Origin of the sequence: Paraburkholderia sp., assembly GCF_050742655.1 — a bacterium.
Lineage (GTDB): Bacteria > Pseudomonadota > Gammaproteobacteria > Burkholderiales > Burkholderiaceae > Paraburkholderia.
Genome location: NZ_JBOIGG010000009.1, coordinates 170469 through 194676, shown reverse-complemented (window position 1 = coordinate 194676; position 24208 = coordinate 170469). Strand labels below are relative to the sequence as shown.

General features: G+C 64.3%; 19 protein-coding genes. 7 read left to right on the top strand and 12 right to left on the bottom strand.

Annotated elements, in window-relative coordinates; translation table 11 throughout:
• Nucleotides 1–137: 137 nt before the first annotated feature.
• Entirely contained in the window at nt 138–1106 is a 969-nt protein-coding gene (locus ACREXZ_RS15155; RefSeq protein WP_431764903.1) for a hypothetical protein, read from the top strand.
• A gap of 340 nt (nt 1107–1446) precedes the next feature.
• Nucleotides 1447–2532, top strand: a complete 1086-nt coding sequence (locus ACREXZ_RS15150) for a nucleoside hydrolase (RefSeq protein ID WP_431764972.1) — start codon at nt 1447–1449, stop codon at nt 2530–2532.
• A 75-nt stretch (nt 2533–2607) separates the two neighbouring features.
• Here ACREXZ_RS15150 and ACREXZ_RS15145 read toward each other — a convergent pair whose 3' ends face one another.
• Both ACREXZ_RS15145 and ACREXZ_RS15140 read right to left on the bottom strand, forming a co-directional pair.
• On the bottom strand, nt 2608–3567 hold the full coding sequence (locus ACREXZ_RS15145) for a LysR family transcriptional regulator (RefSeq protein ID WP_431764902.1): 960 nt from the start codon (nt 3565–3567) through the stop codon (nt 2608–2610).
• Nucleotides 3568–3843: 276 nt separating this feature from the next.
• Complete coding sequence (locus tag ACREXZ_RS15140; protein WP_431764901.1) at nt 3844–4896, bottom strand: NAD(P)-dependent alcohol dehydrogenase; 1053 nt, start codon at nt 4894–4896, stop codon at nt 3844–3846.
• 294 nt (nt 4897–5190) lie between these two features.
• Between ACREXZ_RS15140 and ACREXZ_RS15135 the strand changes: the two genes are divergently transcribed.
• Nucleotides 5191–6162 carry an AraC family transcriptional regulator N-terminal domain-containing protein gene (locus ACREXZ_RS15135; protein WP_431764900.1) on the top strand — a complete coding sequence of 324 codons (972 nt, stop codon included), beginning with the start codon at nt 5191–5193 and terminating at the stop codon, nt 6160–6162.
• 31 nt (nt 6163–6193) lie between these two features.
• Here the strand turns inward: ACREXZ_RS15135 and ACREXZ_RS15130 are convergent, their stop codons facing one another.
• The 3 genes from ACREXZ_RS15130 to ACREXZ_RS15120 are packed head-to-tail and all read right to left on the bottom strand — an operon-like array spanning nt 6194 to nt 8354.
• Nucleotides 6194–7024: a molybdopterin-dependent oxidoreductase gene (locus ACREXZ_RS15130; RefSeq protein ID WP_431764899.1), complete on the bottom strand. Its 831-nt coding sequence runs from the start codon at nt 7022–7024 to the stop codon at nt 6194–6196.
• The gene (locus tag ACREXZ_RS15125; RefSeq protein WP_431764898.1) at nt 7021–7671 is read right to left on the bottom strand and encodes a cytochrome b/b6 domain-containing protein; all 651 of its coding nucleotides are present in this window, start codon (nt 7669–7671) and stop codon (nt 7021–7023) included. Before ACREXZ_RS15125 ends, ACREXZ_RS15130 begins: the two co-directional genes overlap by 4 nt.
• A gap of 53 nt (nt 7672–7724) precedes the next feature.
• Nucleotides 7725–8354, bottom strand: coding sequence for a hypothetical protein (locus ACREXZ_RS15120; protein ID WP_431764897.1), 630 nt, complete (start codon nt 8352–8354; stop codon nt 7725–7727).
• A 189-nt stretch (nt 8355–8543) separates the two neighbouring features.
• Here ACREXZ_RS15120 and ACREXZ_RS15115 point away from each other — a divergent pair, with 189 nt between their 5' ends.
• Complete coding sequence (locus ACREXZ_RS15115; protein WP_431764896.1) at nt 8544–9215, top strand: heavy metal response regulator transcription factor; 672 nt, start codon at nt 8544–8546, stop codon at nt 9213–9215.
• Entirely contained in the window at nt 9212–10630 is a 1419-nt protein-coding gene (locus ACREXZ_RS15110; protein WP_431764895.1) for a heavy metal sensor histidine kinase, read from the top strand. Before ACREXZ_RS15115 ends, ACREXZ_RS15110 begins: the two co-directional genes overlap by 4 nt.
• A gap of 6 nt (nt 10631–10636) precedes the next feature.
• On the opposite strand, the gene ACREXZ_RS15105 is transcribed toward ACREXZ_RS15110, so the two are convergent.
• Nucleotides 10637–12127 carry a diguanylate cyclase domain-containing protein gene (locus ACREXZ_RS15105; protein ID WP_431764894.1) on the bottom strand — a complete coding sequence of 497 codons (1491 nt, stop codon included), beginning with the start codon at nt 12125–12127 and terminating at the stop codon, nt 10637–10639.
• Between the two features lie 187 nt (nt 12128–12314).
• On the opposite strand from ACREXZ_RS15105, the gene ACREXZ_RS15100 reads away from it, so the two are divergent.
• Nucleotides 12315–13250, top strand: coding sequence for a 2-hydroxyacid dehydrogenase (locus ACREXZ_RS15100; RefSeq protein WP_431764893.1), 936 nt, complete (start codon nt 12315–12317; stop codon nt 13248–13250).
• A gap of 75 nt (nt 13251–13325) precedes the next feature.
• On the opposite strand, the gene ACREXZ_RS15095 is transcribed toward ACREXZ_RS15100, so the two are convergent.
• The 4 genes from ACREXZ_RS15095 to betI all read right to left on the bottom strand — a co-directional run bounded on the left by ACREXZ_RS15095 (nt 13326) and on the right by betI (nt 18756).
• On the bottom strand, nt 13326–14765 hold the full coding sequence (locus ACREXZ_RS15095) for an MFS transporter (protein WP_431764892.1): 1440 nt from the start codon (nt 14763–14765) through the stop codon (nt 13326–13328).
• A gap of 156 nt (nt 14766–14921) precedes the next feature.
• Nucleotides 14922–16643, bottom strand: coding sequence for a choline dehydrogenase (betA, locus tag ACREXZ_RS15090; RefSeq protein WP_431764891.1), 1722 nt, complete (start codon nt 16641–16643; stop codon nt 14922–14924).
• An 11-nt stretch (nt 16644–16654) separates the two neighbouring features.
• Nucleotides 16655–18124, bottom strand: coding sequence for a betaine-aldehyde dehydrogenase (gene betB / locus ACREXZ_RS15085; protein ID WP_431764890.1), 1470 nt, complete (start codon nt 18122–18124; stop codon nt 16655–16657).
• A 44-nt stretch (nt 18125–18168) separates the two neighbouring features.
• Complete coding sequence (gene betI, locus ACREXZ_RS15080; RefSeq protein WP_431764889.1) at nt 18169–18756, bottom strand: transcriptional regulator BetI; 588 nt, start codon at nt 18754–18756, stop codon at nt 18169–18171.
• A 258-nt stretch (nt 18757–19014) separates the two neighbouring features.
• Between betI and fdhA the strand changes: the two genes are divergently transcribed.
• Nucleotides 19015–20214 (top strand): formaldehyde dehydrogenase, glutathione-independent, encoded by a 1200-nt coding sequence (fdhA, locus tag ACREXZ_RS15075; protein ID WP_431764888.1) that lies wholly within the window; start codon nt 19015–19017, stop codon nt 20212–20214.
• A gap of 15 nt (nt 20215–20229) precedes the next feature.
• Here fdhA and ACREXZ_RS15070 read toward each other — a convergent pair whose 3' ends face one another.
• Both ACREXZ_RS15070 and ACREXZ_RS15065 read right to left on the bottom strand, forming a co-directional pair.
• Nucleotides 20230–22779, bottom strand: coding sequence for an adenosylcobalamin-dependent ribonucleoside-diphosphate reductase (locus tag ACREXZ_RS15070; RefSeq protein ID WP_431764887.1), 2550 nt, complete (start codon nt 22777–22779; stop codon nt 20230–20232).
• Between the two features lie 96 nt (nt 22780–22875).
• The gene (locus ACREXZ_RS15065) at nt 22876–24021 is read right to left on the bottom strand and encodes an acyltransferase family protein (protein WP_431764886.1); all 1146 of its coding nucleotides are present in this window, start codon (nt 24019–24021) and stop codon (nt 22876–22878) included.
• Nucleotides 24022–24208 lie beyond the last annotated feature (187 nt).

Here is a 24208-nt window from a genome sequence, read left to right as displayed (position 1 = left end):
GGCCCCCGGAAGAATTCGAAACAATTGTATTTTGTAATGCTTGCTCTTAGAATCAGGCCAGCCCAAAGTTGGGCGTTGCGCTATTATCGCGGCGAAATAAGCCTGAATTCAATGAGCAGGTTTCAAAGAGACAGTGAATGAGTGAGCCGGACAACTCAAATTCCAAAGCCCCGCCTAGCCTGCTTTCCGATACGGAGAAAGGCGCGCAAGCCAACGGCTCGCGCATCCTCGCGAATCTGGAGGGCCGCGTCGCACCGCCGTCGGACAAGCCGCGCCGTTCGCGTGCACCGGTCGCGATCGTCGCGTTGCTGGTGATCGCCGCGGGCGGCTGGGGTGCATGGCAGCTTCAGCATCGCGCCGGTCACAGCGAGGTTGTCGCGAGTACTGCGGCGCCTGCGCAAAACGCGGCAAGCAATGCTGTCGCGACACCGGCCAGCGGTACTGCGCAGGTCGCGGCGAAAGCCGCTGATAGCGTCGCTTCCGCGCCGCAGACAGCGACGATCATCGCCGACGACACCACCGATAAGGACACGAAAACTTCCGCCGATGCAGCGTCCGGTGCAAGCGATGACAGCCGCCTGTCGCGTGCGCTTGCGAGCGGTGCACAGGATGCGAGCGGTACCGCGCCGGCCGCGTCCGCTGCAGCTATCGCATCGACAAGGCAGGAGACGTCGACGGTCGCGAGCAATGCGACGAAGCACGACGCGGCGCATGCGAAGCACGAAGCCGCGAACGCGCGTCATGCCGGCGCATCGACCACGGTCGCGCAGGCGAAGAAGTCTGCGCACGACACCAGGGCGGGTTCGCGTGACGATTCGGATGCGGACCTGCTCGCGGCACTCGTCGCGCGCACCAAACCCGCGGACGCGCAAGCTGCTCCCGCAAAAACCGGCAACACAGCGACGAGCAAATCGGCACCGCATGCGTCGCGTACCGGTGCGCCCGCCACGCCTGGTACGCCGGCCGGCACCCAACTCGCGCAGCGCGTGAAGGAGTGCAGCGAGCAGGGCTTCTTCGAAGAGCAGTTCTGCCGCTGGCGCGTGTGCGATGGGCATTGGGGCAAGGACCCCGCATGCCCGAACGCGTCGCAGACGCGTCAACCCTGATCGACTCGACTTACCTGCGTTACCTCACGCTTTTCTTCTTTGCGCCGTTCGTGCGCATGTTCCGTTGCTTCGCTGTCTTCCCGCTTGCATCGAAATCTGCGTCCATCGCGTGTGCGATGCGACGTGTCGCGACGCCTTCGATGTCATCGATGTCTATCGCATGACGATTTGCTTGCGCAACGATTACGTCTATGATGGACGCCCCCTGTCGCGCGCATACGTTTCGTTTCGAACGGCTCGATGCCCGGTGTGCGGCGAACAGCAAACAGCAACGACAACCTGGGAGGCGTGAGTGAGGCAATTGATCGTGACGTTGACGTGCGTGGCGGGATTGACGGCGATGGTGGCGGGATGCGGCGGCACGCTGCAAACGACGACTGCGCCGAAGATCATCATCGACAGCGACTACAACACGATGAGCGACGACGGTCAGCTCGGCGTGATGGCCGCGCAGCTGCAGGCGCAAGGGCAGATCGAAGTGCTCGGCATCACGGTCGTGTCCGGCAATCAATGGCTGAAGCAGGGTGTCGCGGATGCGCTGAAATCGGTCGAGCGGCTCGGCGTCGGCGATCGCATCGGCGTGTACGCGGGCGCGAATTACGCGCTGTCGCACGACTACGCGACGATCCAGCGCGAGCTCGCGCAGTTCCCCGGCGGCGACGGTTACCTCGGTGCGTGGAGTTCGCCGGAGCCTAAGTCCGATGCCGATCTCGTCGCGCCACCCGATGGCTTCGCGACGCATACGAAAGTGCAGGACAGGAGCGCGGTCGACTTCATTGTCGACAGCGTGAAGCAGCATCCGGGAGAGATAACGATTCTCGCGATCGGTCCGCTGACCAACATCGCGCTCGCGACGCGGCAGCATCCGGAGATCGTGCCGATGATCAAGCAGATCATCTACATGGGCGGCGCGATCGATGTGCCCGGCAACACTACGCCGACTGCCGAATTCAACTGGTGGTTCGATCCGGAAGCGGCGCACACGGTGCTGCGTTTGCCGATCAAACAGGTCGTCGTGCCGCTCGACGTGACCGATACCGTGAAGATGAACAAAGCCACCTACGATCGCATCACGCACGATCCGTCGAAGCAGACCATCGTCACGCAGATCTTCAAGCAACTGAACGGTTATGGGTTCGACGGCAAGAATGGTTTTGAAACGAATCCCAACTACACCACCAGCATCTGGGACACGCTGACCATCGCGTACCTGATGGACTCTACGTTCGCGACGCAGACCGTCGACGAATGGGTCGACGTCGATACGAGCTTCGGTGCGAACGACGGCAAGGCCACCGGCTACGCGAGCAACCCGCCGGCAGGTCTGCAGAAAATGACGATCGTGAAGCGCTTCGACAACGCACGCTTCTTCGACTATTACGTCGATCTGCTGACGCGGCCCGTTCCGGTCAAGCCGTCGAATTAAGCGGGACCACACGCGCCGCGCACGAAGTGCGGCGCGTGAACCTCAATCCGCAATCAAGCGGTATTCAAACGGCCCTCAAGCCGCATGCAGCCCGCCGCGCATCAACTGCCGTACGCGCGACATGTCCCGCTCGACGTGCCCAGCCTGGTCGAACAGCTCGACGAGCCAGTCGACGAACGCGCGCACGCGCGGCGACACGCGCCGGCTCTTCACGTACGCAACCGACACGGCCATCGGCACCGGCGACCATTGCGGCAGTACCTCGACCAGCTGGCCCGAATCGAGGTACGGCTGCGCGGCGATGCGCGACGGCTGGATCAACCCGAGGCCCTGCAGCCCGCCGGTCAGATAGGCCTGCTCGTCGCTGACCTTCACGAAGCCATCCACCTTCACGCGGATCGCGCTGTCGCCGACCTCGAAATCGAAGTCGACTGCGCGGCCGTTGTGCCGCGACAGCCAGTTCACCGCGACGTGCGTCGCGAGATCGTCGAGTTCGACGGGCATGCCGCGGCGTTCGAGATACGCCGGGCTCGCGCACGTCACGTGATCGAGCGTGCCGAGACGCCGCGCGACGAGCCCGGAGTCGGGCAGCTCGCCGAGCTGGATGCTGCAGTCGACGGCCTCGGCGACGAGATCCACGTTGCGGTTGGCGATGCCGATCGCGAGATCGACCTGCGGATAGCGCAGATGGAAATCGTCGAGTGCGGGCAACACCAGCGCATTGGCCACGGCCCCCGGCATTTCGATGCGCAGACGTCCGCTGATCGCATCGGTCGTGCCGCGCAGGCCGGCTTCGAGTTCGTCGATGTCGGCGAGAATCTGCGCGCAGCGTTCGTAATACGCGGCACCTTCGGTCGTGAGGCTAAGACTGCGCGTCGTGCGCGTGAGCAGCGCGGTACCGAGCAGTGCCTCGAGGTTCTGGACAATCGTTGTGGCAGTCGCGCGCGGCATGTCGAGCGACTGGGCGGCGCGGGTAAAACTATGAGTGTCGACGATGCGGACAAACGTGCGCATCGCCTGAATGCGGTCGATCACGGGACATCTCCTGTGCGAACGGAAACAGACAATAAGTAAGTCATCGAAATGCGGAACGGCACGCGCGCGACGTCGCAGCATCGGGCGCGCGGCGCGAATCGGTCGCGCCATCCAGCGAAAGGAACACGGCCTGCGGCCGACGGACCGTCCCTTCAGGGAGGTGCGCCGGCGCAGCAGTCAACGTAAAGGCGGGGAGCGGGACGCAAGCCGCGCGAGTACACGGCCTGCCGGGAAAGAAAATGTTGCGGTGTCCTGCTGCCTAAGTTACCACCTGAGCTACTGCCTGAGCGAATCGAGGTCGATCACGAAGCGATATTTCACGTCGCTCTTCAACATCCGTTCGTAGGCGTCGTTGATCTGCTGCATCGGAATGATTTCAATGTCCGACGTAATGCCGTGCTCACCGCAGAAATCGAGCATCTCCTGCGTTTCCGCGATACCGCCGATCAGCGAACCGGCAAGCCGGCGGCGCTTGAAAATCAGGTTGAACACCTGCGGCGACGGGTGATCGTGCTCGGGCGCGCCGACGAGCGTCATCGTGCCGTCGCGTTTGAGCAGGTTGAGAAACGGATTCAGGTCGTGCTGCGCGGCAACCGTGTTGAGGATGAAATCGAAGCTGTTTGCATGGGCTTCCATCTCTTCCGGGTTCTTCGAAATCACCACCTCGTGCGCGCCGAGTCGCTTCGCATCCTCGATCTTCGACGGCGACGTCGTGAACAGCACGACGTGCGCACCGAGCGCGCGGGCGAACTTCACGCCCATGTGCCCGAGACCGCCGAGCCCGACGATGCCGACCTTCTGGCCCGGACCGACCTTCCATTGACGCAGCGGCGAGTACGTCGTGATGCCCGCACACAGCAGGGGCGCGACACCGGCCGGATCGAGGTTGTCCGGCACGCCGAGCACGAACGCTTCGTCAACCACCAGGTTCGTCGAATAGCCACCGAGCGTGATGTCGCCGTTCACGCGGTCGACGCCGTTGTACGTGCCGACCCAACCGTTCTCGCAATACTGCTCAAGCCCTTCTTCACAGCTCGCGCAGGTGCGGCACGAGTCGACGAGACAGCCGACGCCGACGAGATCGCCCGTGCGGTGATGCGTGACGCCTGAGCCGACCGCCGTCACGCGGCCGACGATTTCATGGCCCGGCACCACCGGGTACACCGAGTTCTTCCATTCGTTGCGGGCCTGGTGAAGGTCCGAGTGGCAGACGCCGCAGAACAGCACTTCCATCTGCATGTCATGTTCGCGAAGCGCGCGGCGCTCGAAAGTGAACGGTGCCAGCTTCGATTTCGGGTCTTGGGCCGCGTAGGCCAGGGTTGTGGTCATGATCGCTCCGACAGATGAGTGAGAGGAAAGGGCGTAGGCGAGCCGCACCGGACGCATCAGCGTCGGCGTTCGAAATGAACGTCGGTTATCGGTAGGTGCGCGGTAAGCGCGGGTGAGCCTGGTAGGCGGCGCGTGGAAAACTGCTTCTCAACAGGGTTCCCATTGTAGGGAGCGGGTCCCACCAGGGAAATACCTGAATGTCTCGAAGATTTGCCTATTTCTACGGTGGCGCGGCACCGCAACGCATTTAATGCTAGATTTCAAGCCTGTTTCTCCGCACCCGAAGATTTAGCAATGACCTCGATCCCTTCCTCCAGCCTTTCGCCCACAGCCGCCGCGCAGCAGCGGATGGTCAAGCTGTTCGACACGCTCGCGCCCACCGAAGGTTCCACGCATGCGTGCCTCGACGGCGTCCGCCTCATGCGTTCGAACCGGCCGCTGCCGCGCATGCCGGTCATGTACGAGCCGAGCATCGTGATCGTGTGCCAGGGACGCAAGCGCGGTTATCTTGGTGGCAAGACGTTCCACTACGACGCGCAGCAGTACCTCGTGATGTCGGTGCCACTGCCGTTCGAATGCGAAACCGACGCAACGCCCGACGAACCGTTTCTCGCCATCTCGATCCGCGTCGATCTCGGCGTGGTCGCCGAACTGCTGCTGATGCTCAACGACACGCGCGGCGCGGCGCATGACGAGCCGCGCGGCATCTATTCGACGCCGCTCGACCCGACGCTCGGCGACACGGTACAACGGCTGCTCGAAGCGCTCGTGTCGCCACTCGATGCACGCATCCTCGGCCCGGGCATTGTGCGTGAGATCTGTTACCGCGTATTGACGGGCGAGCAGGGCGACGCGATTCGCGCGGCGCTCACGCATCAGCATCATTTTGGCCGCATCGCGAAGGCGCTGCGGCGCATTCACGCGGATTACGAAGGCGATCTCGACGTCGACCTGCTCGCGCGCGAAGCGGGTATGAGCGTCGCCGTATTTCATGCGCAGTTCAAGACCGTGACGGCGACGTCGCCGATGCAGTACGTGAAGACGACCCGTCTGCATCATGCGCGGCTGCTGATGGTGCAGGACGGTTTGAATGCGGGTGCAGCCGCGGCACGCGTCGGTTATGAAAGCGCGTCGCAGTTCAGCCGCGAGTTTAAACGGCTGTTCGGCCGGAGCCCGGTCGACGAAGTGCGGCGCGTGCGCACCGTGATCGAAACGCCGTCGCTGCGCAGCGTAACGTCCCAGCGACCGTTCGTGACGGCGGCCTGAAGCGTCGGCAGCGGATGGCGTTCATGGCGCTCTATAGTCCGCTGAACCAGTTGTAGCCCTGGTCTTCCCAGTAGCCGCCGGGATTCGTGTTCGTCACGAAGATCGCGGCGATGTGCTTCGGGTTCTTGAAACCAAGCTTGGTCGGTACGCGCAGCTTCAGCGGGTAACCGTATTTCGGCGGCAGCGGTGCGTTGCCGAAGTCGAGTGTGAGCTGCGTCTGCGGGTGCAGCGCGGTCGCCATGTCGAGGCTCGAGTAATAGCGGTCCGCACATTTGAAGCCAACGTAACGCGCCGTCGTGTCCGCGCCGATCCGCTCGAGGAATGTACGGAACGGCACGCCGCGCCACTCGCCGATCGCACTCCATCCTTCGATGCAGATGTGCCGCGTGATCTGCGAAACCTGCGGCAGCGTGCGCAGTCGCGCGAGCGACCACGGTTGCCGGTCGGCGACGAGTCCCGACACTTCGAGCGCGAACGATGCGCCGTCTATGTCGGGGACGTCGAATTCCTGGTAGAACGCGTTGAACGGAAACGGCTTCGTGATCTGGCTTGCCGCATAGGTCGGTGCGAGCCGCGTGCCGCTGAAGAGCCAGGCCTGCACGCGATCGTTCCAGCGCGACATCGCCCACAGTACCTTGTCGACCGAATCGCCGTCCTGCATGTTGCAGCCCGACAGCATCGCGAGCGCGCCGGCTGACAGCGTCGAGCGCAGAAAAAGCCGCCGTTGCAGGCGTTCGAGCTGCGGACGATGTTCGGCGAGCGAGATGCGCGTGCTGCGGATCGAAGCGGCGTCTGTCACGAGTTCGGTGGACTCGGTGGGTTCGGCGGGTTCGACGACAGGGGGAGTATTGCGTTCGCTCATGCCCGGTGTTCCTGTTGCGTGTCGGGGTGCGTCGGCGCGTGACGTTTCGCACGGCCGGTGAACATCGGCAGCAGCGTGCGCGGCACCAGCATGACGAGCGCGAGATGCACGACGACGAAGCCCACGATGCCCGCCATCGCGCAGAAATGCACACGCCGCGCGAAGTCGTAACCGCCGAACAGCGAAGTGAGCCACGAGAACTGCACCGGCTTCCAGATCGACAGACCCGACGCGACGAGCAGCACACCGAGCAGCAGCACGAACAGATACAGCGCGCGCTGCACGGCGTTATAGCGGCCCGCTTCGTGCGGCAGCCGGAAGCGCAACGCAAGCAGCGCGTCGCGTGCGACGTCGCGCGGGGACACTGGCAATAGCTGGTGCTGCAGATGCCGGCTCAGGAGCCCGTACGTCAGGTACACGAGCCCGTTTGCGCACAGCAGCCACATCGCGGCGAAATGCCACGCGATCGACCCGCCGAGCCAGCCACCGACGGTTGCCCACACCGGAAACCGAAACGGAAAGATCGGCGACGCGTTATAGATCGCCCAGCCGCTCGCGATCATGCAGACCATCGCGAACGCGTTGATCCAGTGCGTGATCCGGACGACGAGTGGATGCGCGACGAAGCGCTCTGTGGGAACGGCCATGACGGAATCGGGAAAGTCAGATGCGCCACCGCGGAATGCGGCGGCGCTGTGCATTACATCGGCGGGACGATGCCGTTCTTGCCGGCGGAGATGAAGTTCGCCGCCATCGAGCCATCCGCTTCCTTGTGTGCGAACAGCACGACGTGCGCGCCCGGCACGAGCAGCGAACGATCACCTTCCGTCAGGTTGACGATCGGCACGTCCTGCGGAATCACGACCTTCTTTTCGCCATCCTTGTACTTGATGGTGACCGTGCGGCCATTGCTGACCACGACGTTGCCCACGGTGCCGTTCGTCATCGAGCTGTTCGCGCCCAGATCCCACGGACGGTGGCCTTCGCCAGAGCCGCGCATGCTGGCCGGGAATACGTGCACTTCGAGCGCCTTAAGCGAGCCGTCGGCCTGCGGGATCGCTGCCGTGCCGATGTAGCTGTCCGACTTGATGTCCGCGATGTTCGCGAGCGTCACGCCGCGGATCGGCGTGTCCTTCGCGAGCTTCACGTCGACGTCCTGGCCGCTGTTCTCGTGGACCTTGAGCGTGTCGCCGCTCAGCGCGGTGACGGTGCCGCGCACGCCGGTCGGCTTGGCCTGGGCGAAAGCCGCGGGCGAGGTGGCGACAAAAGCGGCGGCGACGAGTGCGGGGGCGGCGACTGCGCGCAGAAAATGACGTACAGCAGGCTTCATGGTGTTTCCAGGTGGTGGAGGACTGCTCAAGCGTAGTGCGCGAAATGGCTCGTGCGTCTGACGACTGGATGACAAAAAAGTCAGAATTGCCGGACTCCGCGTGCCAGCGGCTAGAATGCGGCGAAGCATGTTGAAACAGCACACACAAACGCGCGCCGCGACGGCGCGTCTCCCGAACGGTTTGGCACCATGAGCATTCTCGTCATTGAAGACGATCCGAAGACTGGCGACTACCTGAAAAAAGGGCTACGCGAGAGCGGCTATGCAGTCGATCTCGCGCGCACCGGCACGGACGGCTTGCATATGGCGCTCGAGCACCCGTACGAACTGGTCGTGCTCGACGTGATGCTGCCCGGCATCGACGGCTGGGAAATCATGCGCACGCTGCGCACGCGGCGCGACCTGCCGGTGATTTTTCTGACCGCGCGCGATCACGTCAGCGATCGCATTCACGGCCTCGAACTTGGCGCGGACGACTACCTCGTCAAGCCATTCTCGTTTACCGAACTCGTGCTGCGCATTCGCACGCTGCTACGCCGTGGCGTCGTGCGCGAAGCCGACGTATTCGAAATCGCCGACCTGAAGCTAGACGTGCTGCGTCGCCGCGTGACGCGCGAAGGCATCGAGATTGCGCTGACCAACAAGGAATTCATGCTGCTGCATCTACTGGTGAAACGGCAGGGCGAAGCGCTGTCGCGCACGCAGATCGCGTCGGAAGTGTGGGACATGAATTTCGACAGCGATACGAACGTCGTCGACGTCGCAATCAAACGGCTGCGCGCAAAGATCGATCATCCATTCGAGAAGAAGCTGATCCACACGGTGCGCAGCATCGGCTACACATTCGGTCCTGACGTATGAAACTGTGGACGTCGCGCTCGCTGACGACGCGCACCACCATCCTGTTCGCGGCGATCGCGTGCGTCGTGACGGGCATGCTCGGCGCGTACTTCTACCGCTCGGCGCAACTGTCGCTCGAGCGCTACGCGGACGTCATGCTGCTTGGCCGTGTCGAGCATTTCAGCCGGCTCGTGCGCGAGATGTACACGGTCAGCGAGCTGAAGGACCGGCCGCTGCTGTTCGAGACGATGCTCGGTGCGGAGCAGGACGTGCTGCTGTTTCGCCGGCCCGGCGAGCAGCCGTTCATCGATGTGAACCCAGGGGGTATCGCGGTGCCACCGCTGCGAGCGTTGGCCGCGAACCGCTCGCCGACGTTGGCCGACATCCAGTACACAAAACTGCCAGATGGCGTTGTCGTGCACTGGGCGGTCGCGTCCGCGTCGGCGCGCGAGGACGGTACCCAGGTCGAGGTGATCGCCGGCCATCCGATGGCGAAGGAAGTGCGCATGCTCGCTGCGTATCGCGACCGCATCGTCTTCTCGACGCTCGCGGGCATGCTGGCCGCGACGCTGCTCGCGTATGCGGTACTGCGGCGCGGCCTGCGGCCCATCAGGCACATCGCATCGCACGCGGCGCAGATCAGCCCGGCGAATCTCGCGGTACGGTTGAACAGCGACGACGCACCCGTCGAACTGCGGCAACTTACGCACGCGTTCAACGCGATGCTCGACCGGCTTGCTGATGGTTATCAGCGGCTGTCGCAGTTTTCCGCCGATCTCGCGCATGAAATTCGCACGCCAGTCGGCGTGCTGATCGGCCAGACCCAGGTGACGCTCGCGCAGGCGCGTGACGTCGCCGAGTATCAGCACGTGCTCGAATCGAATCTTGAGGAACTGAACCGGCTTGGCCACATCGCGGAGAACATCCTGTTTCTCGCGCAGGCCGACGACGCGGCACTGTCGGTCGACTGTGCGCCGGTCGCGCTCGGCGACGAACTGAACAAGATTGCGGACTACTTCGAAGGGCTCGCCGACGAGCGCGGCATGCGTTTCGCCGTGACCGCCGACGGCACTGCATGGGCCAACCCGATGCTGTGCCGGCGCGCGATCAACAACCTCGTCGTGAACGCGGTGCGCTACGGCGCACGCGATACCGTCGTGCGCCTGACCGGCACGCAGGATGCACAGGGCGCGACGGTCGTCGTCGAGAACGACGACGGTTTGCCGGTTCCGCCCGGACAACTACAGCGGCTCTTCGACCGCTTCTATCGCGCGGACTCCGCGCGCAGCCAGTTCACCGAATCGAGCGGTCTTGGCCTTGCGATCGTGAAGGCGATCATGAACCTGCATCGCGGCAGCGCGCACGTGTCGTGTCCGCGAGCGGGTGTGACGCGCTTCGAGCTGCGGTTTCCGACGCAACCGGCGCAATCGGCGTAACCACAGTCACGCATCGGCAGCGGGCGATGCGCCGTCCGCGTAACGGCTGCGTTTTTCGTCGTACATCAGCATGTCGGCCTGTTGCACGACGTGCTCCAGCCGGTCGCCGCGCTGACAGGTCGCGGCACCCATCGAAAAACTCAACGGCGCGCCCGGATAAAACTGGTTGTTGAGGTCGACCAGCTGACGGATCGTGTCGATCATCGCGGCGCCGCCGCGTTCGTCGGTGGCCGGCAGCAGCAGCGCGAATTCGTCGCCGCCGATCCGCGCGGCCTGGACCGGCGCCTCGATCGCTTTCGCCAGCACTTCGCCCGCGCGCCGCAGCAGCGTGTCGCCGGCCGCGTGACCGAGCTGATCGTTGACGCGCTTCAGCCCGTCGAGATCGGCCATGATCACGGTGACCGGAAACGGCCCCTTGCGCTCCAGCCGGTTCAGTTCGTCGACGTAGAACGAGCGGTTGCGCAGCTTCGTCAGTACATCGTGCTTGCCGAGGTATTCGAGGTACGCCTCGGCCTTCTTGCGCGCGGTGATGTCGGTAAGTGCGACCAGCACGAGGTCCCACGTGCGCTCGTGGCCGGGCATCACCGAGAACTGCAGATGCACGTAGACCTCGTGGCCTTCGAGCGAATAGTTCAGCACCTCGCGCTGCTGGAACAGCTTGCCGTCCCACAGATCGATCAGCTGCTCGCGAAAGTGCGGGCGCATTTCGTCGCGGAAAATCTCGGGCAGCCGCGCGAGCAGCGTCTTTTTGTCGGGTGCGGCGAACATCTGCAGCGTGTGCTGGTTCACGTCGACCACGTGAATCTCCTGCATGCAGCGATCGACGAATTCAGGATGCACGTCGGTAAACACGCGAAAATCGGCGATGCCAGCCGCGCGCGCATCGTCGAGCAGCCGCTTGATCGGACTGAAATCCTCGACCCATAGCGACACCGGCGAGTTCTCGAAGAGCCCGCGCGTGTATTGCTCCGCGTGCCCGATGCGGCGCCGCGCACCCTCTAACTCAGTGATGTCCTCGACCGATACCAGCACGCGGCCCCATTGCGCTTCGTGGCCGGGCAGCACGTGGCCTTTCAGCAGCACGTCGAGCCGTCGGCCGCCGAGCGTGTAGTTGACGGTCTGGCTCGTGAAGTGCGATGCACCGTCCCACAGCTGACAGAGTTCTTCGAGATGCGTGACCAGCATGTCGTCGCGGAATACCGCGGCGAGATTAGCCGTGAGCACATCCAGACTCGCGGCCTCGAACAGCGACAGCGTTTTCTGGTTGACCTTCACGACGCCGATGCGGCTCGCGCATTCGACCGCGCGATGCGGCTCCTGCACGATCGCCGCGCGCAGATCGGTCACGCCGTCGGCCCGCCATACGTCGAACAGCGCCCGTACGCCGCTGAAATCTTCGAGCCACAGCGAAACGGGCGCGAGATCGAACATCTCGGAGTCGTCGCCGGCCGCCGATCGTGCAGGCGGTTCGCGTCCGGCGGAGGAGGTATCGGGCATGGCGCGCTCCGGGGAAGGGAAGGTCGCCCATTTTAAGGCGCGTTCGCCACTGCCCGGGAATCGGTGCAAACGCGCAATCACCCTGCGGACCCGCACCGGATGAAAGCACAATGAAGCGCCGCCTTGCTACACTGACGAGCGCCGCCGTTCCTTCCTTTTGCTTTCTTCCGGTTAGCGTGTCCACGTCATGAAACCCTCCCTGCTGGTCCTGATCCCCCTGAAAGAAGACAGCTACGCGAGCGTCGACGCCGCGTACGACATCCACTACGCACCGACGCCCGAGCAGCGCGCGCAGGTGTTCGACACGCTCGATGGCGTGCCGGTCCGTGCGGTGCTGACCAACGGAACGAACGGTCTGACGGCCGCGGAGATCGACCGGTTGCCCGCGCTCGAATTTGTCAGTGCGCTCGGCGCGGGTTACGAGAACATTGCAGTCGATCATGCGCGGACGCGCGGCATCGTCCTCGTGAACGGCGCCGGCACCAACGACGATTGCGTCGCCGATCACGCGTTCGCACTGTTGCTGGCCGTCGTGCGCGACATCCCGCAACGCGACCGTGCAACCCGCGACGGCATCTGGCGCGATAAGCTGCCGCTGCGGCCCAATGTGTCGGGCAAGCGGCTCGGTGTGGTCGGTCTCGGCAACATCGGGATGAAGGTTGCGCGTCGTGCGGCGGGCTTCGACATCGAAACCGGCTATCACAACCGCAAGCCGCGCGAAGGCTCGCTGCTGCACTATTTCGACAATGTGCGCGACCTTGCGGAGTGGAGCGACTTCCTTGTGATCTCTACGCCAGGTGGCGCCGGTACGCAGCATCTGATCGACCGTGCAGTACTCGATGCGCTCGGTCCGCAGGGGTTTCTGGTGAACGTGTCGAGGGGCAGTGTTGTCGATACGGCGGCGCTGGCCGCGGCGCTCGAAGCGGGCACGCTCGGTGGTGCCGGGCTCGACGTGTACGAAAGCGAGCCGCATCCGCCGCAGCCGCTGCTGCATCTGAAGAACGTCGTGCTCACGCCTCATATGGGCGGGACGTCACCGGAAGCGGTCGGCGCATCGGTGCGCCATTTTCTCGCGAATGCGCAGCGGCATTTTGCGGGCGAGCCGGTGCTGACGCCGATCTGAGCGCCTCTCCATTCGCGCGTTGCGAACGGGTACCACGTCTTGGGCCACGCAGCGTGCGTGGCCCGTGTTTCTCAATCAACGCGCTTCATCGACTGCGACCTGATACACGGGCGCCTCGTCCACGAGCGCATCCGACGCCAGCGATTCCAGCGCAAGCCCCTTCGTTTCAATCCCGAACATCCACACCGCGAGCGCGGCCACCGCGAACGACAGCGCGCCGAGCGTGAACACGCCGCCCTGGCCGAACACCGGCAGCACGACGCCGACCGCATATGGCCCGATCAGCGAACCGATCCGCCCGATTGCCGACGCGAACCCCGAACCCGTCGCGCGTGCACCGGTGCCGTACAGTTCGGGCGTGTACGTATAGAGCGCGGCCCACATGCCGAACAGGAAGAACTGCATCACGAGGCCGGTGCAGATCAGCAGCGCGACGCTGTCACCGTGCAGCGCGGTCTGGCCGTACAGATAGGCCATTGCACCGCCGCCCAGGAGCGATGCGATGCAGGTCGGCTTGCGGCCCCAGCGTTCGACGAGCCACGCCGCGCACAGAAAGCCGGGAATGCCGCCGAGTGAGATCAGCACCGTGTACAGCACCGATTTCGTCACCGCGACGCCCGCCTGCTGCATCAGTGCGCCGAGCCACGACGTGAGGCCGTAGAAGCCGAGCAGCGCGAAGAACCACAACGCCCACACCATGATCGTCCGTTGCCGGTACGCGGCGCTCCAGATTTCGCGGAACGCGCCGCGCGTCCGCACGACGACGGCTTCGGCAAGCATCGACGGCGCGGGCAGCGATGCTATACCCGCTGACTTCATCACCTTCGCCTCGATCTGCGCGAGCACCGAATCGGCCTGATGCAGCCGGCCGCGATGTTCGAGCCAGCGCGGCGATTCCGGCACGATGCGGCGCACGATCAACACGAATACCGCAGGGATCGCGAGCAGCGCGAACACGCTGCGCCAGCCGAACTGCGGCAGCACGAAATACGACACGACGCCCGCCGTGATGAAACCGAGCGGCCAGAAGCCGTCCATCAACGCGACGAGCCGGCCACGCGAGGCGGTGGGCACGAACTCGGACAACAGCGTCTGCGCGATCGGGAATTCCATCCCCATGCCGATGCCGAGCAACACGCGGTAGACGATCAGTGCCTCGACCGAATGCGCGGTCGAGCACAGGTACGACGCGAGACCCCACAACACCATGCTCCACTGGAACACGGGACGTCGTCCGAAGCGGTCGGCGAGCAGACCCGCGACCGCGGCACCGATCACCATCCCGAAGAAGCTCGCGCTCGCGACGAGGCCGGCGGCCGCGCTCGACAGTCCGAACTCCGTGCGGATCGAGCCGAGCACGAAGGTCATCGTGCCGAGATCGACCGAGTCGAAGAAGAACGCGACTGCGATGATCAGGAAAATGGTGCGGTGATAGCCCGAAAACGGCAGGCGTTCGAGCCGCGCGGCGGCACTGGCGCGAGGAACGGGAGCAGGCGGGGGAGCGGCGGTGGGCATGGCATCCTCTGATGGACGTGAGACGGGCCGCGAACGCAGGTCGCGTCGGGGCTCAGGTCCATTCAGTAGATGCGACCATTATTTGCCGACATAGAACGGAACCGGCATCGGGATGGTATGGGGGCGCCATGCACGCCCCCTTGTGGCTACATCAGGTCAGCTCGTGTGAGCCGGCTCTCCCGCCCGCCGCGGCATGCCCTGCCTCGTCGCGCTTCCCCGTGCCGGCGCCCCATTCGCGACGTAATACCGTGCATCCGGGCGCGAAAGCGGCGTGCGTCCGCGGATGCGGTCGGCGATCTTCTCCGCGAGCATGATCGTCGGTGCGTTCAGGTTGCCGGTCGTGATCAGCGGCATGATCGACGCATCGACGACGCGCAGCCCGTCGATCCCATGCACGCGGCCTTCGCCGTCCACCACCGCCATGTCGTCGTAGCCCATCGCGCACGAGCACGACGGGTGGTACGCGGTTTCCGCGCGGGCCCGCACGAACGCGTCGATTTCCGCATCGCTCTGCAGCGCCGCGCCAGGACTCAGCTCGTCGCCGCGGAACCGGTCGAGCGCAGGCTGCTGGATGATCTCGCGCGTGATCCGGATCGCGTCGCGGAACTCGCGCCAGTCGAGCGCTTCAGCCATGTAGTTGAACAGGATCGACGGATGTTCGTGCGGATTGCGCGAACGCAGCTTCACGCGGCCGCGGCTCGGCGAGCGCATCGAGCCGACGTGCGCCTGAAAACCATGCATCTTGATCGCGTTGGTGCCGTTGTAGTTGATCGCCACCGGCAGAAAGTGATACTGGATGTTCGGCCACAGATCGTCGTCGCGTGTGCGGATAAAGCCGCCCGCCTCGAAATGATTGCTCGCGCCGATGCCGGTGCCGCGCAGCATCCATTCGAGTCCGATGGCAGGCTGGTTGCGCAGCAACAGCGCCGGGTAGAGCGACACCGGCTCCTTGCACGCGTACTGCATGTACATCTCGAGGTGGTCCTGCAGGTTCTGCCCGACACCGGGCAGATCGAGCACGACGGGGATGTCGAGTGCGCGCAGCCACGCACCCGGACCGACGCCGGAGCGCTGCAGGATCTGCGGCGATGCGATCGCGCCGCCGCACAGCAGTACCTCGCGACGCGCGTGCGCGGTAATGGCCTTGCTGCCGTGCAGGTAGGCGACGCCGTTCGCGCGTTTGCCGGAGAACAGGATGCGGTCGGTGGTCGCGTGCGTGACGATCGTGAGGTTCGGTCGCGCGCGCGCCTGATCGAGGTAGCCGCGCGCGGTGCTCGCACGCCGGCCGTGCGCGGTGACCGTGCGGTCCATCGGCCCGAAGCCTTCCTGCTGGTAGCCGTTCAGATCGTCGGTGCGCGGGTAGCCTGCCTGCACACCGGCGTCGATCATCGCTTCGAATAGCGGGTTCGTGCCTGGCTTGCTGGTCGTCACGTGCACGGGGCCGTCGCCGCCGTGATAGTCGTTCGGGCCGGCGTCGCGCGTTTCGGCCTTGCGGAAATACGGCAGGCAGTCCAGGTAGCCCCAGTCCTCGAGGCCTTTACGCTGCGCCCAGCCGTCGTAGTCGAGCGCATTGCCGCGGATGTAGCACATGCCGTTGATCAGCGACGACCCACCGAGCCCCTTGCCGCGGCCGCATTCCATCCGCCGGTTGTTCATGTGCGGCTCGGGCTCGGTTTCGTACGCCCAGTTATAGCGCCGGCCTTGCAACGGGTACGCGAGTGCCGCGGGCATCTGCGTGCGGAAATCGAACCGGTAGTCTGGGCCGCCCGCTTCGAGCAGCAGCACGGTCGCGTCGCGGTCTTCGGTGAGCCGTGTCGCGAGCACGTTGCCCGCCGACCCCGCGCCGATGATGATGTAGTCGTACTCGTTCGCCGCCATGCTGGCCTCCTTCAGAATACCGGTTGATACGGGCCGAGCTCGACCTGAATCGACTTGATACGCGTGTAGTGCTCGAGCGTCGTGATGCCGTTTTCGCGGCCGACGCCCGACTGCTTGTAGCCGCCCACCGGCATTTCGGCCGGCGATTCGCCCCACGTGTTGATCCAGCAGATGCCCGCTTCGAGCCGATGGATCACGCGATGCGCACGCGACAGATTCTCGGTGACGACGCCCGCGGCGAGGCCGTAGACCGTGTCGTTCGCGCGCGCGATCGCTTCGTCTTCGTCGGTGAACGTGAGCAGGCTCATCACGGGGCCGAAGATTTCTTCGCGGACGATCTTCATGTCGTCGCGGCAGTCGGCGAACACAGTAGGCTCGACGTACTGGCCGCGTGCGAATTCGCCGTCGACGATCCGTGCGCCGCCCGCGACGAGCCGCGCGCCTTCGCGCTTGCCGCTGTCGATGTAGCCGAGCACCTTGTCGAGTTGCGCGGCGCTCGCGAGCGGGCCGAAGTTGGTCGACGGATCGGACGGCTTGCCGATGCGGAAGCGTTTCACGCGTTCGACGATGCGCGCCTCGAACGCCTGCTGAACCGAACGATGGACGAACACGCGGGTGCCGTTCGTGCACACCTGGCCCGCGCTGAAGAAGTTCGCGGTGACGGCGATGTCGGCGGCGCGGTCGAGGTCGGCGTCGTCGAAGACGATCAGCGGCGACTTGCCACCGAGTTCCATCGTCACTTCCTTCAGCGTCGAGCCGCCCGCGGCCGCCATCACTTTCTTGCCGGTCTCGACGCCGCCGGTGAACGACAGCTTCGCGATGCCCGGATGATTCGCGAGCAGCGCGCCGACGCGGCCATCGCCCTGCACGACGTTGAACACGCCCGGCGGCACGCCGGCTTCGACGTAGATTTCCGCGAGCTTCGACGCGGACAGCGGTGTCACTTCGCTTGGCTTGAAGATCATCGCGTTGCCGGCCGCGAGCGCGGGTGCCGATTTCCAGCACGCGATCTGGACGGGGTAATTCCATGCGCCGATGCCGGCCGTCACGCCGAGCGGCTCGCGCCGCGTATAGACGAACGAATCGGCGCGCAGCGGAATCTGCTGACCTTCGATCGCGGTCGCGAGACCCGCGTAATACTCGATTACGTCCGCGCCGGTGACGATGTCGACCGCGCGCGTCTCGGCGATCGGCTTGCCGGTGTCGCGCATTTCGAGTTCCGCGAGCGCGTCGTTGCGCTCGCGCAGCAGGTCGACCGCGCGACGCAGGATGCGTGAGCGCTGCATCGCGGTGAGTGCCGCCCACGCGCGCTGGCCTTCGCGTGCGCTGTCGACTGCGCGGTCGATGTCGGCTGCACTCGCCTGCTGCACGGTGGCGAGCTTTTCGCCCGTGGCGGGATCGAAGGTATCGAACGTGTCGCCGCCGGTGGCGTCGACGTATTCGCCGCCGATGTAAAGACGTTGCAGGTCGTAGACGGACATCGTGGAGCTCCTTGAACTTGAATTCGGGTTGATGGGCACGCGCATCAGGCGGTGCGCGCCAGCAGCATGTCGATGTAATCGTTCGCGAGCCGCAGTGCCGCGCGCGTGTCGAACGGGTCGCCGGACAACGCACCGCGCAGCCACAACCCGTCGATCATCGCGGCAAGGCCGCTGGCCGCGCGTCGTGCTGCGCCACGCGGCAATTCTTTCGCGAATTCGGCACACAGGTTCGAATACAGGCGCCGCGTATTGACGCGCTGTAGCCGGCGCAGCGCAGGCTCGTGCATGCTTTCGGTCCAGAACGCGAGCCATGTCTTCATCACGGGGCCGCTGACCTGCGACACATCGAAATTGGCGGCGACGATCGCGCGCAATCGGGCGCGCGGCGGCGATTTAGCGGCGATGCGGCGACGCGTCGTCGCGGCCCACAGGTCGCGCAGGATGTGGCGCATCGTCGCTTCGAGCAGCCCGTCCTTGTCGCCGAAATAGTGGCTGACGATGCCCGTCGAAATATTCGCGCGTTGTGCAACCGAAGCGAGCGTCGTGCCCGACAGGCCCGCCTGATCGATCGTGAGCAGCGTCGCGTCGATCAGTTGCGCGCGGCGCACTTCGCGCATGCCGAGTTTGGGCATGGTGTCGAACCCTGTGATGTCGAGCGGCCTCGAGCTGTCTCAAGCGGCCGGAAAACCGCAGCTTAGCGATTTTTTATTGATCGTTCAATCAACAAAAACCGGGCAATGACTTGTTTTCAGCGCGATGTCGGTTTGAGCCAGGTCGATGTCGGGTTTTACACATTGGGGGCGCCCGCTCGCGGGCTACGCTCGAAAGAGCGGCGTTCGCCGAATGCCGTGGCGCAATGCGTGACGTCAGACGAACATGGAGACGAAACAATGAGCAGCAATCGCGGTGTCGTTTATCTGGGGCAGGGCAAGGTCGAAGTCCAGTCAATCGACTATCCGAAGATGGTCGATCCGCGCGGACGCGCGATCGGTCACGGTGTGATCCTGAAAGTGGTGTCGACCAACATCTGCGGCTCCGACCAGCACATGGTGCGCGGCCGCACGACCGCTGAAGTCGGCCTCGTGCTGGGCCACGAAATTACCGGCGAAGTGATCGAGGTGGGCCGCGACGTCGAGACGCTGATGGTCGGCGATCTCGTGTCGGTACCGTTCAATGTGGCGTGCGGACGCTGTCAGACCTGCAAGGAACAGCACACCGGCGTGTGCCTGAACGTGAACCCGTCACGCGCGGGCGGCGCGTACGGCTACGTCGACATGGGCGGCTGGATCGGCGGGCAGGCCGAATACGTGCTCGTGCCGTATGCGGATTTCAATCTGCTGAAATTCCCGGACCGAGATCGCGCGATGGACAAGATCCGCGACCTGACCTGCCTGTCCGACATTCTGCCGACCGGTTATCACGGCGCCGTGATGGCCGGCGTGAAGCCGGGCTCGACGGTGTACATCGCCGGCGCGGGTCCGGTCGGAATGGCGGCGGCCGCGTCGGCGCGACTGCTGGGTGCAGCATGCACGATCGTCGGCGACATGAACGCGGAGCGTCTCGCACATGCGCGCGCGGTCGGTTTCGAAACAGTCGACCTGTCGCGCGATGCGACGCTCGGCGAACAGATTGCGGCGATCCTGGGTAAACCGGAAGTGGATTGTGCGGTGGACTGCGTGGGCTTCGAGGCGCACGGCCACGGCAGTCACGGCAGCCAGGAAGAAGCGCCCGCGACCGTGCTGAATTCGCTGATGGACATCACGCGCGTGGCCGGCGCGATCGGCATTCCGGGCCTTTACGTGACCGACGATCCGGGCGCGACTGATCCCGCTGCGCGCAAGGGCAGCCTGAGCATCCGCTTCGGACTCGGCTGGGCGAAGTCGCATTCGCTGCACACCGGGCAGACGCCGGTGATGAAGTACAACCGCAACCTGATGCAGGCGATTTTGTGGGACCGCCTGCCGATTGCGGACATCGTCAACGTAACGGTGGTGTCGCTCGACGAAGCGCCCGACGGTTATCGCAAGTTCGACGGCGGTGCACCGCGTAAATTCGTGATCGACCCGCATGGGCTGCTGAAGGCGGCTTAAGCAGCGCGATTTCTGCTACCCGCATGCGCCGATTTCGCCGCATGCGGTGCAGAAATCGCAGCCGTCCTTGCGGATCACCGCGTTTGCGCCGCACGTGCCGCACTTGCGGCCGAGCATCGTGCGTAGTTCGAGCGGGCCTGCGGCTGGCGAGGGCGTTGCTTCGTGCTCAGAGGAAACGCTATCGTCCGTCATTGCAGAAGCAACCGGAGTCGGTGCGACAAGCTGCCCACGCGGCAGACTCGCAAGCAGCCGCGACGGCACCTGGTTGCCTTCCGAATCCAGAAAGCCGCGCCGGTGCAGAATCTGCTGGATTGCATACGCGAGCGCGGCGACTTCCGAATCGTGCCAGCGCGGCGTGCGGTGACCGTCGAGCCGCTGCACGTCGCCGAGCCGCACCTGACCGCGATCCCACGACACCTTGCGCAGATCCTGCAGATTGCGCGCGACAAAACCGCCACGCGCAGCAAGCGACAGCGAACGCATCGTCGCGGTGATCCATTGCTGCGACTCATCGCGTTGACCGACCGGGATGAAAAACTCGATCGGCCGTTCGATCGTCAGATCCTCGCCGCCGACCCGTCCGGTCACCTCGATGAACGACACTGCGACGTACAGCGATTTCTTGCCGGCCTGCGTCAGGTATTCGACCTTTTCGATGATCGCGGGCAGTTCGCCCCTCGGACGATGGTCGATCGCGACGCGCAATGGGTCGACGTCGGTTTCGGACAGCGCATCGTCGGCGGCCGACGAGGGCGTCACGCTCAGCACCGCACCCAGAGTCTCGTTCGGGCGATAGGTCGCGAGTCCCTTCAGACCGCTTTTCCATGCATCGAAGTAGAGGTTTTCGAACGCGTCGAACGGATAGTCGGCGGGCACGTTGACGGTCTTCGAGATCGACGTGTCGACGAACGGCTGCACCGCGGCCATCATGTCGAGATGGTCGCGCGCGGACATGTCGAGCGCGCTGACGAAATAGTCGGGCAGCGCCTCGACGTCGCCGCCAAGCGCACGATAGATGCGGTATGCGTGGTCCTCGACCGCGAACGATTCGCGGCTGCCGTCGGGCATCATCTTCATCCGCGTGTAGGTCCACGAGAACGCGGGCTCGACGCCGTTCGACGCGTTGTCCGCGAACGCGAGGCTCACGGTGCCGGTCGGCGCGATCGACAGCAGATGGCTGTTGCGGATGCCGTCGAGGCGGATCGCGTCCTGGATGTCGTCGGGCAGGCGCGACGCGAACGTGCCGTCTTCCAGATACTGCGCGGCATCGAAGAGCGGGAACGCGCCGCGTTCGCGCGCAAGTTCGACCGACGCGCGGTACGCCTCGTCGCGCATCAGCCGCGCGATGCGTGCCGCGAAATCGCGGCCTTCCGCGTGGTCATAGCGCAGACCGAGCATCACGAGCGTATCGCCGAGGCCGGTCAGGCCCACACCGATGCGACGCTTCGCGCGCGCTTCGGCAAGCTGTTCGTCGAGCGGCCATAGCGTCACGTCGAGCACGTCGTCGAGAAAACGTACCTGCGTGCGCGTGGCTTCGGCGAGCGCGTTCCAGTCGAACGACGGCGTGCCGCCGTGCCGCTGTGCGAACGGATCGACGACGAAACGCGTCAGATTCAGCGGCCCGAGATTGCAGCAGCCGTAGGCGGGCAGCGGCTGCTCGCCGCACGGATTGGTCGCGCGGATCGATTCGACCGCACGCAGGTTGTTGTCCTCGTTCATCCGCGAGATGAACACGACGCCGGGCTCCGCGACGTCGTAGGTCGAGCGCATGATGCGCTCCCAGATCGCGCGGGCGCGTTTTTCCGCATACACCCACAGGCCGTCTTCGCGCTGCCGCAGATCGCCGGCCGCGCGCAGTGCCGGCGAAGGTTCCGCGCGGTGCACGAGCTGCCACGGTTCGTCGTTTTCGACCGCGCGCATGAATTCGTCGGTGACCGCGACCGACACGTTGAAGTTGTTCCAGCGGCCCTTCGAATGCTTCGCCTCGATGAATTCGGGCAGGTCCGGATGCGTGCAGTCGAGCACCGCCATCTGTGCGCCGCGCCGCGAGCCCGCGCTTTCGACCGTGCGGCACGATGCGTCGAATACGTCGATATAGCTGCACGGCCCGGATGCCGACGAACTGGTGGTATGCACGCGCGCGCCCTTCGGACGGATCGCGGAGAAGTTGTAGCCGACGCCGCCGCCGCGGCGCATCGTTTCGGCCGCCTGCAGCAGCGCGACGTAGATACCGGGCAGGCCATTCTCGTCGACGCCCTGGATGCTGTCGCCGACCGGCTGTACGAAGCAGTTGATCAGCGTCGCGGCGATACCGGTGCCGGCCGCGCTCATGATGCGACCCGCGCCGAGTGCGCCGTTGCGCAGATGCTCGGCGAAACGGGCCTCGACAGAGTCGCGCAGCGCGGCCGGTTCGGCCTGTGCGACGCCGCGCGCGACCCGGCGGTAGACGTCGTCGACGTTGCGCTCGTCGCCCTTCGCGTACTTCTCGAGCAGCACGTCGAGCGAGAATTGCTGCGGAGCGACGTGGAGCGTGCGCGCAGCGATGTCGGTATCGTTTTCTGCCATAGGGACCTCAGGCGGAGCGTGTTCGGTGGCGGACAGTAGAAGAACCACTATAACGCTATATGAGGCCTTTTTCTTCCGCTGCAACGGCGGATCGGATCAGAAGGTCTGCTGCCTGGCCCGTGCCGACGCGGTGTTCGTTCGTCCGGTGAGGAACTGGCCGAGCATGATCGTTTGCCGTTCCACCACGAGGTGGACGATTGCCGCGACCGGAATGACGAGCGCTGCGGCTATGGCGATTGCATGCCACATGGAATCCGGCGACGGCATCAGGTGGATGACGGTGACCAGCACCACCGCGTGCGTTAGATACAGGCTGTAGGAGATCGTGCCGAGGAACGCGACGGGACGCATTGCCAGTACGGCCGCGAAGCGCGACGAAACGATCGCGGTGCAGATGATGCCTGCGGCGCCTGCCGCCACACACCAGTCGAAAATGAACTGGCCGATGGCCCCCGACATGACCGACATCGTCGATCGCGACACGAAGTAGAGCACCAGCGAACCGGCAAGCGCGGCCTCGGTACGGCGACCCGTGGCAAGCCACTGCCGCCAGGCTGGCTGATGGAGTGCTAGCGTCGCGCCGGCGATGAAGATGCCCAGATAGTGTGCAGTCATCGCCCAGTCGCCGTCGAAGTTCGCGCTGCTCGCGCCGGCGCGCGGCACGAGTGCGAAAGCAAGCATCGAAACAGCGAGGGCCGCCACGACGCACGCGCTCGCGGGTGCACGGGCCAGACAGAACACGACGAGCGGCATGATCAATGAAATTCGCATTTCGTAAATCAACGACCAGATAACCGGGATCATCTGGCCGGCTTTATATTGACCAATAAACAATAGATGATCTGTTATTTCCGTTCCTGTAAATGGACCACTCCACACAGCATTGAACCATCCTCCGGCCCATTTCACGGGGTGAACCGTCAATGCATTGACGATCGAGAAAGTGATGATCAGAACGGCGAGATATGGAAGATAAATCCTGCAAATCCGCTTGATCAGATAATTGCGATAAGTAATGCCATGGCGCGACCTCAACTGGAGTGTCAGAACGAAGCCGCTTAGCGTAAAAAACAGCAAAACAGCTTCATGCCCCAGCGCGACCACGCGTAAAGGCGTTTTAGGCACCCACGCTAAAGGACCGAGCAGAACGAAATGGTTGATGACAACCATCAACGCTGCGATGCCCCGTAGTGCGTCGAGTTGCGGGTAGTACTGGCTATGAGGAACGCTCGTCTCTTTCATCCGATAAAAGCCTCGCAGTCTGGATGATTGACAGGTGAAAAACGGGGCAACGTACCGCGCTATGCCAATTGGTTCGTTAACTAGATGATTAGATGTTTACCCGGGGTACGTGAAGGGCTGTATAAATTTCTAACAATTTCATTTATTTATATTTTTGTATGAATCGATTTCGGCGGCGAGGTCCGTT